13 protein-coding genes are annotated in these 14,940 nt (G+C 71.4%); 12 read left to right on the top strand and 1 reads right to left on the bottom strand.

Annotated elements, in window-relative coordinates; all coding sequences use genetic code 11:
* Nucleotides 1-78: 78 nt before the first annotated feature.
* The 3 genes from ACFYZJ_RS14220 to ACFYZJ_RS14230 are packed head-to-tail and all read left to right on the top strand — an operon-like array spanning nucleotide 79 to nucleotide 2,626.
* A complete protein-coding gene (locus ACFYZJ_RS14220) occupies nucleotides 79-612 on the top strand; it encodes a PadR family transcriptional regulator (protein ID WP_388567010.1) in 534 nt (177 codons plus the stop codon).
* A complete protein-coding gene (locus ACFYZJ_RS14225) occupies nucleotides 609-1,295 on the top strand; it encodes an ABC transporter ATP-binding protein (RefSeq protein ID WP_388567013.1) in 687 nt (228 codons plus the stop codon). The genes ACFYZJ_RS14220 and ACFYZJ_RS14225 overlap by 4 nt, the downstream gene beginning before the upstream one ends.
* Nucleotides 1,292-2,626, top strand: coding sequence for an FtsX-like permease family protein (locus ACFYZJ_RS14230; RefSeq protein ID WP_388567016.1), 1,335 nt, complete (start codon nucleotides 1,292-1,294; stop codon nucleotides 2,624-2,626). Before ACFYZJ_RS14225 ends, ACFYZJ_RS14230 begins: the two co-directional genes overlap by 4 nt.
* A 240-nt stretch (nucleotides 2,627-2,866) precedes the next feature.
* Here the strand turns inward: ACFYZJ_RS14230 and ACFYZJ_RS14235 are convergent, their stop codons facing one another.
* Nucleotides 2,867-3,403: an HNH endonuclease gene (locus ACFYZJ_RS14235; RefSeq protein WP_200417413.1), complete on the bottom strand. Its 537-nt coding sequence runs from the start codon at nucleotides 3,401-3,403 to the stop codon at nucleotides 2,867-2,869.
* Nucleotides 3,404-3,723: 320 nt separating this feature from the next.
* Here ACFYZJ_RS14235 and ACFYZJ_RS14240 point away from each other — a divergent pair, with 320 nt between their 5' ends.
* The 9 genes from ACFYZJ_RS14240 (at nucleotide 3,724) to ACFYZJ_RS14280 (ending at nucleotide 14,925) form a co-directional block, all read left to right on the top strand.
* Entirely contained in the window at nucleotides 3,724-4,821 is a 1,098-nt protein-coding gene (locus tag ACFYZJ_RS14240) for a mechanosensitive ion channel family protein (RefSeq protein ID WP_388567019.1), read from the top strand.
* A gap of 562 nt (nucleotides 4,822-5,383) precedes the next feature.
* A complete protein-coding gene (locus ACFYZJ_RS14245) occupies nucleotides 5,384-6,595 on the top strand; it encodes an ROK family protein (RefSeq protein ID WP_388567021.1) in 1,212 nt (403 codons plus the stop codon).
* Between the two features lie 88 nt (nucleotides 6,596-6,683).
* A complete protein-coding gene (locus ACFYZJ_RS14250; RefSeq protein ID WP_388567023.1) occupies nucleotides 6,684-8,015 on the top strand; it encodes an ABC transporter substrate-binding protein in 1,332 nt (443 codons plus the stop codon).
* A gap of 2 nt (nucleotides 8,016-8,017) precedes the next feature.
* Nucleotides 8,018-8,986 (top strand): carbohydrate ABC transporter permease, encoded by a 969-nt coding sequence (locus tag ACFYZJ_RS14255; protein WP_388567026.1) that lies wholly within the window; start codon nucleotides 8,018-8,020, stop codon nucleotides 8,984-8,986.
* Nucleotides 8,987-8,988: 2 nt separating this feature from the next.
* Nucleotides 8,989-9,882, top strand: coding sequence for a carbohydrate ABC transporter permease (locus ACFYZJ_RS14260; protein WP_388567029.1), 894 nt, complete (start codon nucleotides 8,989-8,991; stop codon nucleotides 9,880-9,882).
* An 8-nt stretch (nucleotides 9,883-9,890) separates the two neighbouring features.
* The gene (locus ACFYZJ_RS14265; RefSeq protein WP_388567032.1) at nucleotides 9,891-11,156 is read left to right on the top strand and encodes a 6-phospho-beta-glucosidase; all 1,266 of its coding nucleotides are present in this window, start codon (nucleotides 9,891-9,893) and stop codon (nucleotides 11,154-11,156) included.
* On the top strand, nucleotides 11,147-12,121 hold the full coding sequence (locus ACFYZJ_RS14270) for an N-acetylglucosamine kinase (RefSeq protein ID WP_388567035.1): 975 nt from the start codon (nucleotides 11,147-11,149) through the stop codon (nucleotides 12,119-12,121). The genes ACFYZJ_RS14265 and ACFYZJ_RS14270 overlap by 10 nt, the downstream gene beginning before the upstream one ends.
* A gap of 411 nt (nucleotides 12,122-12,532) precedes the next feature.
* Entirely contained in the window at nucleotides 12,533-13,906 is a 1,374-nt protein-coding gene (locus ACFYZJ_RS14275) for a hypothetical protein (protein ID WP_388567038.1), read from the top strand.
* Between the two features lie 14 nt (nucleotides 13,907-13,920).
* Nucleotides 13,921-14,925, top strand: coding sequence for a glutamate ABC transporter substrate-binding protein (locus tag ACFYZJ_RS14280; protein WP_388567041.1), 1,005 nt, complete (start codon nucleotides 13,921-13,923; stop codon nucleotides 14,923-14,925).
* The last annotated feature ends 15 nt before the right edge of the window (nucleotides 14,926-14,940 follow it).

Below are 14,940 nucleotides of genomic sequence, written 5' to 3' on the forward strand. Positions count from 1 at the left end.
TACGGACTTTCCGGAGGCTTTCCGGCGAGTTCCGGTGACTATTCACTCCGTACATGTAGCGAGTGCATACTGATCTTCATGAGCACCCGCCACATCCTTCTGGGGCTGCTCGCCGCAGGGCCGAGCCATGGCTACGACCTCAAGCGGCGGCACGACGAGCGGTTCCCGCAGGCGCGGCCCCTGGCCTACGGGCAGGTCTACACGACCCTCCAACGCCTGGTCCGCGACGGCCTCGCCGAGGTCGAGGGCACCGATTCCGACGGCGGGCCGGAGCGCACGCTGTACCGCTCGACCGACGCCGGCTCACGCGAGCTGGTCCGCTGGGCCGGGGAGATCACACCGCCCGCGCCGTTCGTGACGAACGAGATCTTCGCCAAGGTGGTGGTCTCCATCCTCGCGTCGGCGGACCCGGCCGCGTACCTCGCGGCGCAGCGTGCCGCGCACATGGCGCGGATGCGGGAGCTGACGGCGGTGAAGACCACCCCCGGAGCCGGTCTCGCGACGGTGCTCTCGGCCGACTACGCCCTCAACCACCTCGACGCCGACCTCCGTTGGATGACCACCACGGCGGCCCGGCTCACGACTCTGACCGCGGAGGTCGACTCACCATGAGCACTCCCCTGCTCACGGGCCACCGCCTGCACAAGGCACACGGTCCCACCCCGGCGCTGCGCGGCGCCTCCCTCACCCTGCACTCCGGGGAGATCCTCGCCGTGACCGGGGCCAGCGGCAGCGGCAAGTCGACGCTGCTGCACTGCCTGGCGGGGATCGTCCGCCCGGACTCCGGCACGGTGGAGTACGCCGGTGAGCGCCTCGACACGCTGCCCGAGGCACGGCTGAGCCGGCTTCGGCGGACGGAGTTCGGGGTGGTCTTCCAGTTCGGGCAGCTGATCCCGGAGCTGACCGCGGCCGACAACGTGGCGCTGCCGCTGCTGCTCGCGGGCGCACCGCGGCAGCGGGCCCGGGAGCGGGCCGGCGAGTGGCTGGAGCGGTTCGGGGTGCTCGGGCAGGAGGCGCTGCGACCAGGCGAGTTGAGCGGGGGTCAGGCGCAGCGGGTGGCGCTGGCACGGGCGCTGGCGACCGGGCCGAAGGTGGTCTTCGCGGACGAGCCGACCGGTGCGCTGGACTCCCTGGCCGGGGAGCAGGTGATGACCGCGCTCGTGCACACGGCCCGTGAGTCGGGCACGGCGGTGCTGCTGATCACGCATGACGCGCAGGTCGCGGCGTACGCGGACCGTGAGGTGACCCTGCGGGACGGGGCCTTCGAGGGTCAGTCCGTGGAGGTGGCACGTTGAGCGCGGACCTCCGGCTGGCCTGGCTGCTGACCCGTGGGTCCGACCGGCGGGAATGGTGGCGGGTGCTGCTCACCGCGGTGGGCGCCGGGCTCGCCACCGCCTTCGCGCTGGCCGCCGTGGCGGTCGCCGCGCTGCGCGGGCAGTACTCGATCGCCCTCGCGAACGGTCTGCTGAACGAGCCCGGCGAACGCCGGGGCATCGTGTTCACGCTGGTCCTGCTGCTCGTGCCGGTGCTGGGCTTCCTCGGGCAGTGCGCCCGCATCGGGGCCGTGCACCGGGACCGGAGGCTGGCCGCGCTGCGGCTGGCGGGGGCCGAGCCGGGCCGGGTGCGCCGGATCGCCGCGCTGGAGACGGGGCTGACCTGCCTGGTGGGCTCGGCCCTGGTCACGGGGTTGTCCGTCCTGGCCCTGCTGCATCTGTGGCACGGGGCACCGGCCGTGGTCTGGGCGGCGTTCGCGCTGGTCACGACGGCCATGCCGGTGCTGGGCGTGCTGGTGGGCGTGGTCGCGCTGCGCCGCGTGGTCGCCGAGCCGCTGGGCCTGGTACGGCGGGTGCGTCCGCCCACGTCCCGGGGACCGGTCGTGGCGTACCTGGTGGCGGCGCTGGTGGTGCTGGTGGTGGCGGGGCTGTTCCTGGCGCCGCGGATGTTCGGCGGGTTCGCCACGGCACCAGGACTGGTGTTCGCCGTAGTGGTGCTCACCGGTATGGGCGCCGTCCGGCTCAGCGGCGCCACCGCGCGGCGCACGGGCCGGCTGCTGGCCGAGCGGACCGGGAACCCGGCCGTGCTGATCGCGGCGGAACGGCTGCGCGACGACCCGTGGGCCGCGGCCCGTACGCATGCGGCGGTGCTGCTCGTCACCGTCGTGGGCACCGGGTTCGTGGGCGTGCGCCAGGTGCTCCTGGACAGCCTGCACCACACCACCCCGGCCGAGGACCTGTCCTTCTACACCACCGGCATCGATCTGACGGGCGCCGCCGTCCTGGTCGCCCTCGCGATCACCCTGTCCGCGCTGGCCGTGGGCACCGCCGAGTCCGTGGCCACCCGACGCCGCGGCCTGGCCGCGCAGGTGGCCGCCGGGGTACCGGCCTCCGTGCCGGCGCGGGCGCTGCTCCTGGAGACCGCGCTGCCGCTGGCCCCCGCGGTGGTCCTGGCGGGCGCGGGCGGCATGGCGATCAGCGCCTGGTACGCGGCCCTGGCGTCGAGTGCCTCCGTACCGATGCTGCCGCTCCTGGTGCCGGTGACGGTCTACGCGGCCTGCGTCCTGGCGGCCGCCACATCACTGCCCCTCCTGCACCGCTCGGCGCACCCGGGCGAACTGCGGCACGCGTGACGGCCGGTCCCGGGGGCGCAGGGGACTCCCGGAACCGGACCCGGCCGGGGGCGCCGGCGGTCGGGTGCGAGCGGTGACCGCCAGGGCTTCGGCGCCCGCAGCCCCCGGCACGGGGGCACCGGCAACACAAGCGGGGCCCACGGCGTCCCTACGGCCCCGGCACGGGGGCCGGAGCCGGGGCCGGGGCCGAGGGCCAGGACCCGGGGCCGCGGGCCCAGGGGAACACGAAGGCCCGGATCCTCAGGCTGAAATGCCGTCGATCCGGGCCAAGGCATCGTCCGCGCCGTACGGCTGCAGGTATGGCAGCCAGCGCGGGTCCCTATGGCCGGTGCCGATGATGCGCCAGGCCAGGCCGGTGGGCGGGGCGGGTTTGTGGCGCAGCCGCCAGCCCAGCTCGACGAGGTGGCGGTCGGCCTTGACGTGGTTGCAGCGGCGGCAGGAGGCCACCACGTTGTCCCAGACGTGCTGACCACCGCGGCTGCGCGGAATGACGTGGTCGACGCTGGTTGCGACGCCACCGCAGTACATGCACCGGCCGCCGTCGCGGGCGAAGAGCGCGCGACGGGTGAGCGGAACGGGCCCCCGGTAGGGAACCCGGACGAAACGCTTGAGCCGGACCACGCTGGGTGCGGGGACAGTGACGGTCGCGCTGTGCAGGTAGGCGCCGGACTCCTCGAGGCAGACGGCCTTGTTCTCGAGGACGAGGACGAGCGCGCGGCGGAGCGGTACGACGCCGAGTGGCTCGTACGACGCGTTGAGGACCAGGACGTGCGGCACGGATGCCCTCCTTGTACGCCGGCGGCGCGTGGCTCGCGCCGGGACGATCTGAGAGCCAGTCTCCCCTCATGCCTGCTGGAAGCGCCACCATGTCCCGGTAACGGGCTGGGAGTGTTTTCGACCACACCCGGTGCGCCGCCCGCCGCGCGCCCCCCTGCTTCACCTGGTGAACCCCCAGGTGACACGGTCTCTCCCCGGGACATCGTCATGATCCCCACACGATGCCCCGTTAGTGTGGTGCTCCTGCAGTCCGGTGACCTTTCCGTGACCTCGACGACCTTGACCGCCCACCGGAGGCAGACGCACTGGAGGTACCCGACGTGTCCCTGCCCGCCCTACTGGCCGCCGGCGCCACACCGACTCCGTCCCCCACGGAGTCGACGGCTCCGGCGGTATCCACGTTCCAGGACGCCCAGCAGAGCGCGACCCACGCCGCGAGCTGGGTCGAGCAGAACTGGTCCACATGGCTCGCGATAGGGCTCAGGGTCATCCTGATCCTGGTCGTCGCGGCGGTGCTGAGAGTGGCGGTACGGCGCGCGATCACCCAGCTCATCGAGCGGATGAACCGCCCCACCGAAGGGACGAGCAGCACGGCGCTGGGCGGCCTGCTGGTCAACGCCGAGCGCCGCCGGCAGCGCGCGGCGGCCATCGGGTCGGTGCTGCGTTCGGTGGCGAGCTTCCTGATCATGGGAACCGCCGCGCTGATGGTGCTGTCGACCTTCCAGATCAATCTGGCCCCGCTGCTGGCCTCGGCGGGTGTCGCCGGCGTGGCGGTCGGTTTCGGCGCCCGCAACCTGGTCACGGACTTCCTGTCCGGCGTGTTCATGATCCTCGAGGACCAGTACGGCGTCGGCGACACCATCGACGCGGGGGTGGCCTCGGGCGAGGTGATCGAGGTCGGCCTGCGGGTGACGAAGCTGCGCGGCGCCGACGGCGAGATCTGGTACGTCCGCAACGGCGAGGTCAAGCGCATCGGCAACCTCTCGCAGGGCTGGGCGACGGCCGGCGTGGACGTCACCGTGCGCGCGAGCGAGAACCTGGACCGGGTGAAGACGACCCTGGACGCGGTGGCCGAGGCGATGAGCAAGGACGAGCCCTGGAACGAGATCCTCTGGGGCCCGGTCGAGGTGCTCGGACTGGACAGCGTGCTGATCGACTCCATGGTGGTCCGCCTCTCGGCGAAGACCATGCCGGGCAAGGCCCTGGCGGTGGAACGCGAACTGCGCTGGCGCGTCAAGCGGGCGTTCGACGAGGCGGACATCCGCATCGTGGGGGGCACGCCCGCCACCCTCACGGAGGAGGAGGAAGCGACCGACCCCGCGGCCCCGGTGGCGCCTCCGTCGGCGCACTCCAACCCGGACTCCCCGCAGTCGGAGGCGGCGTCCCCGATCCCGCCGCCGCGTCCGGCGGCGAAGTAGCGGGTCGCACGCTCGTACGAGGGAGGCGGCGCCTGGGTACTCCGGGCGCCGCTTCTTCGTGTGCGCGGGCAGAGCGGAGCGGTTCAGCACACTCGTTCGAGTGAACGTGCGCGGCCTGACAACGCTACGGTCGTCCGGTGCCGCTGCTCAGGAGAGTGACCGGACCGGCCGCCCTTCGCCGAGGAGCTCAGCAGTGAACGCCGACCCCGCAGCCGAACCGGACCTTCTCTCCCAACTGGAGCCCGTCGCTCTCCAGTGAGGCGCAGCGGCCACCTCGCCAAGGGGCCCACTACGGCACCGAGGTGTCAGTCGAATTCGGCAAGCCCCCTTCCCCTCCCGGCCCCCACCCCATCCTGGACACCACCCCGTTCCTGGAGAGCTGACCCCGGTAACGAGTTGGTTTCCCGCCGGTGGCCGGTATTGACGCCTGCGGCGGTCGGCCCCTACCTTCCTGGCACCGATAGGAAACCTTCCTAACAGATCACGAGGCAGCGATCGTTCGGTGGACTTCCCCGCGCCCCCACTGAGAAGCTGGGCCGTCGAAAGGCAGGTGGCGACACACATGGCAGGATCCGCCGGCACGCCGGGCACCCCGAGCGTTCTGCGTGCCATGAACGACCGCGCTGCCCTGGATCTGCTCCTGGAGCACGGCCCCCTCAGCCGCACCCGCATCGGCAAGCTCACCGGCCTGTCGAAGCCCACCGCCTCCCAACTGCTCGCCCGTCTCGAGGCCGCCGGGCTCGTCCTGATGACCGGCACCAGCGAGGGCCGCCCGGGCCCCAGCGCCCAGCTCTACGTCGTCAACCCGGCCGCCGCCCATGTCGCCGGCCTCGACGTCACCCCCGAGCGCATCCTCGCCGCCGTCGCCGACATCACGGGCCGCACGGTCGGCGAGTACGAACTGCCCACCCCCGGCCGCCGCCCGGCACAGCCCGTCGTACGGCAGGTCACCGACGCCCTGGAGGGCGCCGTCAAGGCCGCCGGGCTCGCCGTCTCCGACGTGCACCGGGTCGTCATAGCCACCCCGGGCGCCTTCGACCCCAACACCGGCCGCCTGCGCTACGCCTCCCACCTGCCCGGCTGGCACTCCCCCACCCTGCTGGAGGAACTCGCCGCCGCCCTGCCGATGCCGGTCGAGTACGAGAACGACGTCAACCTCGTCGCCCTCGCCGAGCAGCGTCTGGGCGCGGCCAGGGGACACGACGACTTCGTCCTGCTGTGGAGCGAGGGCGGTCTCGGCGCGGCCCTCGTCCTCGGCGGCCGGCTGCACCGTGGCTGGACCGGCGGCGCGGGCGAGGTCGGGTTCCTGCCGGTGCCCGGCGCGCCCCTGGTCCGCCACGTCACCAAGGCCAACAGCGGCGGCTTCCAGGAACTGGCCGGCTCCCAGACCATCCCGGTACTGGCCCGCGAACTCGGCATCGACGACGTGCCCACCGGCCCGTACGCCGAGGTCGCCGCCACCCTCGTCGCCCGGGCCGCCGACAGCACCACCGGCCCCCACCGGCAGCTCCTGGAGACGTACGCGACCCGGCTCGCCACCGGTCTGGCCTCGCTCGTCGCCGTGCTCGACCCCGAACTCGTCGTCCTCAGCGGCGCCTCCCTCACCGCCGGGGGCGAGCCGCTGCGGGGCCTGCTCCAGGCCGAACTGGAGGAGCTTGCCGCATCCCGGCCACGCCTCGTCGTAGGCGACGTACGCGAACACCCGGTGCTGCGCGGCGCGCTGGAGAGCGCCCTCGCCGCCACCCGCGACGAGGTCTTCGACACCTCGCGCTGAAGTCCCCGGGTCCCCACCCCGGTTCCCCCCTGCCCCGGCACCCGCCCCGGTCGAACCACACCCCCGCCCGTCCCAGGGAGACCCCGTCATGCCCGAAACATCCAGAAAAGTTGCCTTTGCCCTGACCATCTCGTTCGCTCTCCTCACCACCGCCTGTACCGGCCAGTCCTCCTCCGGCGCGAGTGATGACGCGTCCAAGGAGACCACCCTCAACTTCTGGCACGCCTGGAGCGCGCCGAACGAGACCAAGGCCGTGAACGCGCTGATCGCCGGCTTCGAGAAGGCGCATCCCAACATCCACGTCAACGTCGTCGCCAACATGACCGACGACAAGATCAACCAGGCGCTGCGCACCGGCGGCGACAAGGCCCCCGACGTCATCTCGTCCTTCACCACGAACAACGTCGGCAAGTTCTGCTCCTCCGGTGCCCTGGTCGACCTCAACCCCTTCTTCAAGAAGGCCGGCATCGACCCGGCCACGACCTTCCCGAAGGCGATGAACGAGTACACCCGGTTCGACGGCAACCGCTGCACGGTGCCGCTGCTGGGCGACGCGTACGGGCTCTACTACAACAAGACGGCGTTCAAGACGGCGGGCATCACGGCCCCGCCGAAGACGTGGTCCGAATTCGAGACCGACGCCAAGAAGCTGACCATTCCCGACGGCGACGGCTACAAGCAGCTCGGATTCATGCCGGACTACCACGGCTGGGAGACCACGACCGAGCACTACTTCGCGCAGTTCTCCCCCACCTACTTCGACAAGGACGGCAAGTCCAACCTCGCCAAGGACCCCGCCTTCACGGCCGGATTCACGCTCCAGAAGAAGCTGGTCGACGAACTGGGCGGCTATCAGAAGCTGGAGCGGTACCGCTCGAAGCTCGGTGACGAATGGGGTCCCAAGCACCCCTTCCACACCGGCCAGGTCGCCATGCAGCTCGACGGCGAGTGGCGCCTGGGCATGGCCCTGGACGCCAAGCCGAACTTCGACATCGGGGTCGCCCCGCTGCCCGTCCCCGACGTCCAGGCCTCCCAGTACGGCAAGGGCTACATCACCGGCACGATCGCCGGCATCGCCGCCACCAGCACCAAGCAGAACGCGGCCTGGGAGCTGGTGAAGTACATGACCACCGACACGGACGCGGTGGTGAACTTCTCCAACGCGATCCACAACGTGCCCTCCACCCTGACGGCCCTGAAGTCCCCGAAGCTGAAGTACGACCCACGCTTCAGGACGTTCCTGGACATCGCCGCGAACCCGAACTCCACGACCACACCCGCCTCGGTCAACGGCGGCGTGTACCTCACGACGATCCAGCAGCTCGGATACGACTACGAGAGCGGAAAGGTCACCGACCTGAAGGCCGCTCTTGAGAAGACCGCCCGGCAGATCGACACCGACATCGCGCAGGCGAAGTAGTGATGAGCACGATCACCCTCGCCTCGAAGCGCCGCGGGGCCGGCCTCACGGAGAAGCGCGGAAAAAGGGCACTGCGGACGGCCGCCTTCATGTCGCCCTGGCTGATCGGCTTCGCGGTCTTCTTCGCGTATCCGCTGATCTCGACGGTCTACTTCTCGTTCATGCACTACGACGGCTTCCGGCCGCCGGCCTGGAGCGGAGCGAAGAACTGGACGTACGTCTTCGAGGACTACCCCTACTTCTGGCCCGCGCTGCGCAACACCCTCTGGCTGGTCGTCGTCATGGTCAGCCTGCGGGTCGCCTTCGGGCTCGGCGTCGGCCTGCTGATCACGAAGATCAAGACGGGCACGGGTGTCTTCCGCACCCTGTTCTACCTGCCCTACCTCGCCCCGCCCGTCGCCGCCACCATGGCGTTCGCCTTCCTCCTCAACCCCGGTACGGGACCGGTCAACTCGCTCCTCGAAAAGGTCGGCATCCCGGCGCCGGGATGGTTCAACGACCCTTCCTGGTCCAAGCCCGCCCTCACCCTGCTCGCCCTGTGGGGCATCGGCGACCTGATGGTCATCTTCATGGCCGCGCTGCTGGACGTGCCGCAGGAGCAGTACGAGGCGGCCGAACTGGACGGCGCCTCCGCGTGGCAGCGCTTCCGGTACGTGACGCTGCCGAACATCTCGCCGATCGTGATGTTCGCGGCGGTCACCGGAGTGATCCAGACCATGCAGTACTACACACAGCCCCTGATCGCCGGAAAGGTCGCCTCCGGTGTCATCCAGGGCGCCGGGACGCAGTTCGAGCCGGGCTACCCCGAGAAGTCCACGCTCACCCTGCCCCAGCTCGTCTACAACCTCGGCTTCCAGCGCTTCGACTACGGCTCCGCCTGTGTGGTCGCGCTCGTGCTGTTCGCCCTGTCCATGGTGTTCACCGCGTTCCTGATGCGGCGCCGGGGCGGCCTCAACCTGGCAGGTGACTGACCATGACCCAAGTACTCGACAAGCCGGTGGGGGTGCGGGCGCCCGTCTCGCCGGCCGCACGCACCGCCCGCCGCAGGGCCGCCCTGGAGTGGGTCGCGGTCCACTCCCTCGGGGTCGCCGCAGCCCTGTTCTTCACGCTGCCGTTCGTGTTCGTGTTCCTGACCTCGCTGATGAGCGACAGCCAGGCGCTCAGCCGGGATCTGATCCCGCACACCTGGGAGTGGGGCAACTACAAGACCGTGCTCAGCACTCCCGGCTTCCTCACCTGGTGGAAGAACACCCTCGTCTACGCCGGCCTCGGCACCGTCCTGACCGTCGTCTCCTCCGTTCCGGTGGCGTACGCGCTCGCCAAGTTCCGCTTCCCGGGCCGGAATCTGTCCCTCATGCTGGTGGTCTCGATGATGATGCTGCCGCCGCAGGTGATCATCATTCCGATGTACCTGTTCTGGGCGAAGCAGCTGGATCTGGCGGGCACGCTGTGGCCGCTGATCATCCCGATGGCGTTCGGTGACGCGTTCTCCATCTTCCTGCTGCGCCAGTTCCTGATGACCATCCCGAACGAGTACCTGGACGCCGCGAAGGTCGACGGCTGCGGTGACCTGCGGACCCTGCTGAAGGTCGTGCTGCCCATGGCCCGGCCGGGGATCGCCGCCGTCGCGCTCTTCCAGTTCTTCTACGCCTGGAACGACTACTTCGGCCCGCAGATCTACGCCTCCGAGAACCCGGCCGCCTGGACGCTGAGTTACGGCCTGGAGTCGTTCAAGGGCGCGCACCACACCGACTGGAACCTGACCATGGCCGCAACCGTGCTGGTCATGGCCCCCGTGATCCTCGTGTTCTTCTTCGCCCAGCGGGCGTTCGTCGAGGGCGTCACGCTCACCGGAGTGAAGGGTTAGTCAGCAGCATGAAACTCACCGTGGTCGGCGGAGGGTCGACCTACACACCCGAACTCGTCGACGGATTCGCACGGTTGCGGGACACCCTGCCCGTCGAGGAACTGGTGCTCGTCGACCCGGCAGCCGAACGCCTGGAGCTGGTGGGCGGGCTGGCCCGGCGGATCTTCGCCAAGCAGGGGCACCCCGGACGCGTCGTCACGACCGGCGACCTGGACCAGGCGGTCGACGGGGCCGACGCCGTGCTGCTCCAGCTGCGCGTCGGCGGCCAGGCCGCGCGGGAGCAGGACGAGACCTGGCCCCTGGAGTGCGGTTGTGTCGGCCAGGAGACGACGGGCGCGGGTGGCCTCGCCAAGGCGCTGCGTACCGTGCCGGTCGTGCTGGACATCGCCGAACGGGTCCGCCGCACCAACCCGAGGGCCTGGATCATCGACTTCACCAACCCGGTCGGCATCGTCACCCGCGCCCTGCTGAAGGAGGGCCACCGGGCCGTCGGGCTGTGCAACGTGGCGATCGGCTTCCAGCGGAAGTTCGCCGCGCTGCTCGGGGTCACCGCTGCCAATGTGCACCTGGACCATGTGGGCCTGAACCATCTCACCTGGGAGACCGGTGTGCGCCTGGGCGGCCCCGAGGGCGAGGACGTACTGCCCAAGCTGCTCACCGAACACGGCGAGGCGATCGCCGCCGGCCTGCGTCTGCCCCGCACGCTCGTGGACCGGCTCGGTGTGGTCCCCTCCTACTACCTGCGCTACTACTACGCGCACGACGAGGTCGTGCGGGAGCTCCGGACGAAACCCTCGCGCGCTTCCGAAGTCGCGGCCATGGAGCGGGCGTTGCTGCAGATGTACGGCGACCCGGCGCTCGACGAGAAGCCGGCGCTGCTCGCCGAGCGGGGCGGCGCCTACTACTCGGAGGCCGCCGTCGACCTCGCGGTGGCGCTGCTCGGCGGATCCGGGTCGCCGTACCAGGTGGTGAACGCCTACAACCGCGGCACGCTGCCCTTCCTGCCGGACGACGCGGTGATCGAGGTACAGGCGGCCGTCGGCCCCAACGGACCGAGCCCGCTGCCCGTACCGACCGTGGACCCGCTGTACGCGGGCCTGATGGCGAACGTGACGGCGTACGAGGACCTGGCCCTGGACGCCGCCCTGCGCGGCGGCCGGGACCGCGTCTTCCGGGCCCTGCTCTCCCATCCCCTGATCGGCCAGCACGACCACGCCGACGCCCTCACCGACAAACTGATCGCGCACAACCGGGAGCACCTCGCGTGGGCCTGACCGCAAGTGTCCTCGCCATCGACGCGGGCAACAGCAAGACCGACGTCGCCGTGGTGGCCGCCGACGGCGAGGTCCTCGGCACCGCGCGGGGCGGGGGGTTCCGGCCGCCGGCCGTGGGGGTGGAGCCGGCGGTCGACGCCCTGGCCCAAGCCGTCGAGCGGGCCTGCGCGGCCGCCGGGGTCGCCTCGGTCGCCCATGTCTCGGCCTGCCTGGCCAACGCCGACCTGCCGGTGGAGGAGGAACAGCTGGCCGCCGCGTTGCACGCGCGCGCGTGGGGCACGACGGTGGAAGTGCGCAACGACACGTTCGCGATCCTGCGGGCCGGGGTGGCCGAACCGAGGGGCGTCGCCGTGGTGTGCGGCGCCGGCATCAACTGCGTCGGCATGCGTCCCGACGGACGCACCGCCCGCTTCCCCGCGCTCGGCCGCATCTCCGGTGACTGGGGTGGGGGGTGGGGCCTGGCGGAGGAGGCCCTGTGGTGGGCCGTGCGCGCCGAGGACGGCCGCGGCGGCCCCACCGCCCTGGCACGCACGCTGCCGGCGCACTTCGGCCTCGCCTCGATGTACGCGCTCATCGAGGCGCTGCACCTGGGGCACATCGCCCACGACCGGCGGCACGAGCTGACCCCCGTGCTGTTCCGGACGGCCGAGGAGGGAGACCCTGTGGCCCGCGCGGTCGTGGACCGGCTGGCGGAGGAGGTGGTCACGATGGCGACGGTGGCGTTGAAGCGGCTGGACCTCCTGGAGGAGGAGACCCCGGTCGTCCTGGGCGGCAGCATCCTGGCAGCGCGCCACCCCCAACTGGACGACGCCGTGCGGGACCTCCTGGCCTCGAAGGCCCCGAAGGCGGTCCCCCAGGTGGTGACGGCCCGCCCGGTCCTGGGGGCGGCACTGCTGGGCCTGGACCACGAGGACGCACCGCGGGAGGCCCAGGAACGGGTACGGGGATACTACGAGGCGGCGTAGCGCACTACCCGCGGCCGCAGCCGCCGCTGTGGGCGCCGCAGCCGCTGTGGGCGCCGCAGCCGCCGTAGCTGCGGGCAGTGGTGCCTGCACAGCCGCGCCCAGCCGCGCCCGCACAGCCGCGCCCAGCCGTGCCCGCGCAGCTGCGGGCAGTCGTGCCGCTGGGGCGGCACGGGTGGGCGCTGGGGGTACCCCCTGCTCGAAGCAGCTTGGGGGAGGCACCCCGCAAGCGCCGGGTTGCGCACCCGCCCCCGCCCGGCCCCACCACCGGGAACCAACCAGGAACAGGGCGCGTATTCAAGAGCGGGGGGCAACGCAACAGCACGGCTCAGCAACAAGATCGCATGAAGTCCTGTGCGGACCGCACCCCCCGCGGCGATACTTACCGCGACAGATGGCCAAGGGGGAGGTCAGGTGACAAAGTTGCAGCACGGCGTCGCCCCACCGGCGACGCCCGTCGCACCCCGCCGCACCGCCTTCGCCGAGGGCGCCGACCGCCTGCGCGCCGCCGCGGCCACCGAGCCCGGCAGGCTCCGCGTGATCGGCGCCGTCCTCGCCCTGCTCGTCGTCTCCTTCGGCGCCGTCACCGCCTGGCAGATGACCGACCGCGCGGGCGCCGCCGACGACGTACTGCACCGCAGCCAGCCGCTCAGCGCGGGCGCCGCCGACATCTACCGCTCCCTCGCGGACGCCAACACCGCGGCCTCCAGCGGCTTCCTGGCGGGCGGCCAGGAGCCCGCCGCGACCACGCTCCGGTACGAGAAGGACATCCGGACGGCCGCCACCAAGCTGGTCACCGCCGCGGCCAACGCCGAGCCCGGCTCCCCCTCCGCGGCCACCATCACCAAGCTCAACACGCTGCTCCCGGAGTACAAGGGCCTGATCGAACGGGCCCGCGCCAACAACCGCCAGGGCTTCCCGGTCGGCGGCGCCTACCTGCGGGCCGCGAACGAGAAGATGCAGCAGGAGATGCTGCCGGCCGCCCAGGACCTGTACACCAAGGAGAACCAGCGGCTGCGCTCCGACTACACGGCCGCGACCCCGTACCCCTGGTTCGCCCTCGCCCTCGGCGTCCTCGCGCTCGCCGCCCTCGGCTGGGCCCAGCGCCGCCACTACCTGCGCACCAACCGGGTGCTCAACCACGGCCTGGTCGCCGCCACGGCCGCCTCCGCGATCGTCCTGCTGTGGCTGGTCGTCGGCCACAGCGTCGCCCGTGCGGGCCTGAACTCCTCGTACGCGCGGGGCATCCGCTCGCTGGACGTGCTGCACGACGCCCGCATCGCGTCCCTGAACGCACGCGGCAACGAGAACCTGACCCTGGTCAGCCGCGGCGCCGAGACCAAGAAGCTGCCCAACGGAGCGGTCGAGGACGCCTATGACTACGCGTTCCAGCAGGACATGGACGCGCTGAACACGAGCCTGGCCAAGGCGGCCTCCCTCGCCGACGACCCGGCCGGCGAGCAGCCCGTTAAGGCCGCCACCGGGAACATGAAGGAATGGCAGAAGCGCCACACCCAGGCGCGCGCCGCCGACGACGACGGCAACTACCAGGAAGCGCTCGACAAGGTCATCGGATCGAAGGCGGACCAGCCGACCGGCGAGTGCTTCGACGGCGTGGACGCGAACCTGGCGAAGGCGCTGGACCACGAGGAGAGTGAGTTCGTGCAGGCGGCGAGCGACGGCCGGGACGCCATGGCCGGGCTCCCGGTGGGCGCGGCCGTCCTCGCCGTGCTGGGCGCGTCCGGCGCGGTGCTCGGCATCGGGCGCAGACTGTCGGAGTACCGGTGAGAGGGGGAGCGGCGATGACCGCACGGCGCCTGAGGGCGAGCGTGAAGGGCTGGGGCGGTGTGGCGGCGATGCTCGTCGCCTGCGCGCTCACCTTCGTCCTCGCGCTGCTGCTGCCGCTGAACCACCCGCGCGGGAACGGCTCGACGGGCACCGGCGGCCCGGGCCTCGCCGAGGCCACGCAGGCCAGGGACGACTCCTGCGGCGGCCACCCGGAGCGGATGAGCCCGCCTGCGTCGAGCGACGAGACGGGCCCCGCGGTCACGGCCATCAAGCAGCGCGGCTATCTCTCGGTGGGCGTCGACCAGAACAGCTACCGCTGGGGCTACCGCGACCCCAACACCAAGGGCAGCGACCTCGAGGGCTTCGACATCGACCTCGCCCGCGAGATCGCCCGGCAGGTCGTCGGCAGGCCCGATGCCGTCCGCTTCCACGCCATCCCCACCAACCAGCGCATCCCGGCCATCAAGAACCACCAGGTGGACATGGTGGTGCGCACCATGACGATCACCTGCGACCGGCTGGCGGAGGTCGCCTTCTCCGAGCCGTACTTCACGACCGGCCAGCAGGTCCTCGCCCCCAAGTCGTCCCCGATCAAGGGCTATGACGCGTCGCTCGCCGGCAAGAGGATCTGCTCGGCCCAGGGTTCGACCGCGAACGCCAAGCTGACCGAGGACAGCAAGACCGGCCGGCTCGCCGCGTCCGCCGACATCTCCACCACCGTCCCCAACCAGCTCGACTGCCTGGTGAAACTGCAACTCGGCGAGGTCGACGCGGTGGTCACCGACGGCGCGCTCGCTGCGAGCCAGGCCGCCCAGGACCCGACCGTCGAACTCAAGGGGAAGCCCTTCACGACCGAGTACTACGGCGTGGCGATGAACAAGGATGACAAGGATCTGGTACGCCGGGTCAACCAGGTGCTCGAGGACTACCGCAGGAACGGCTGGCAGGCCTCGTACACCAGGTGGCTCTCCCAGACGCTGGGCGAGGACTCGACGCCGTCACGGCCGCCTTCCACCTGAACCGACGCAACCGAC

Source organism: Streptomyces sp. NPDC001848, from assembly GCF_042891915.1.
Classification (GTDB): domain Bacteria; phylum Actinomycetota; class Actinomycetes; order Streptomycetales; family Streptomycetaceae; genus Streptomyces.

What these genes read in the sequence shown, in the direction of transcription:
- ACFYZJ_RS14220 (WP_388567010.1), top strand. Translation starts at nt 79, where the DNA reads ATGAGCACCCGCCACATCCTTCTGGGGCTGCTCGCCGCAGGGCCGAGC.
- ACFYZJ_RS14265 (WP_388567032.1), top strand. Translation starts at nt 9,891, where the DNA reads ATGAAACTCACCGTGGTCGGCGGAGGGTCGACCTACACACCCGAACTC.
- ACFYZJ_RS14225 (WP_388567013.1), top strand. Translation starts at nt 609, where the DNA reads ATGAGCACTCCCCTGCTCACGGGCCACCGCCTGCACAAGGCACACGGT.
- ACFYZJ_RS14245 (WP_388567021.1), top strand. Translation starts at nt 5,384, where the DNA reads ATGGCAGGATCCGCCGGCACGCCGGGCACCCCGAGCGTTCTGCGTGCC.
- ACFYZJ_RS14250 (WP_388567023.1), top strand. Translation starts at nt 6,684, where the DNA reads ATGCCCGAAACATCCAGAAAAGTTGCCTTTGCCCTGACCATCTCGTTC.
- ACFYZJ_RS14255 (WP_388567026.1), top strand. Translation starts at nt 8,018, where the DNA reads ATGAGCACGATCACCCTCGCCTCGAAGCGCCGCGGGGCCGGCCTCACG.
- ACFYZJ_RS14260 (WP_388567029.1), top strand. Translation starts at nt 8,989, where the DNA reads ATGACCCAAGTACTCGACAAGCCGGTGGGGGTGCGGGCGCCCGTCTCG.
- ACFYZJ_RS14280 (WP_388567041.1), top strand. Translation starts at nt 13,921, where the DNA reads ATGACCGCACGGCGCCTGAGGGCGAGCGTGAAGGGCTGGGGCGGTGTG.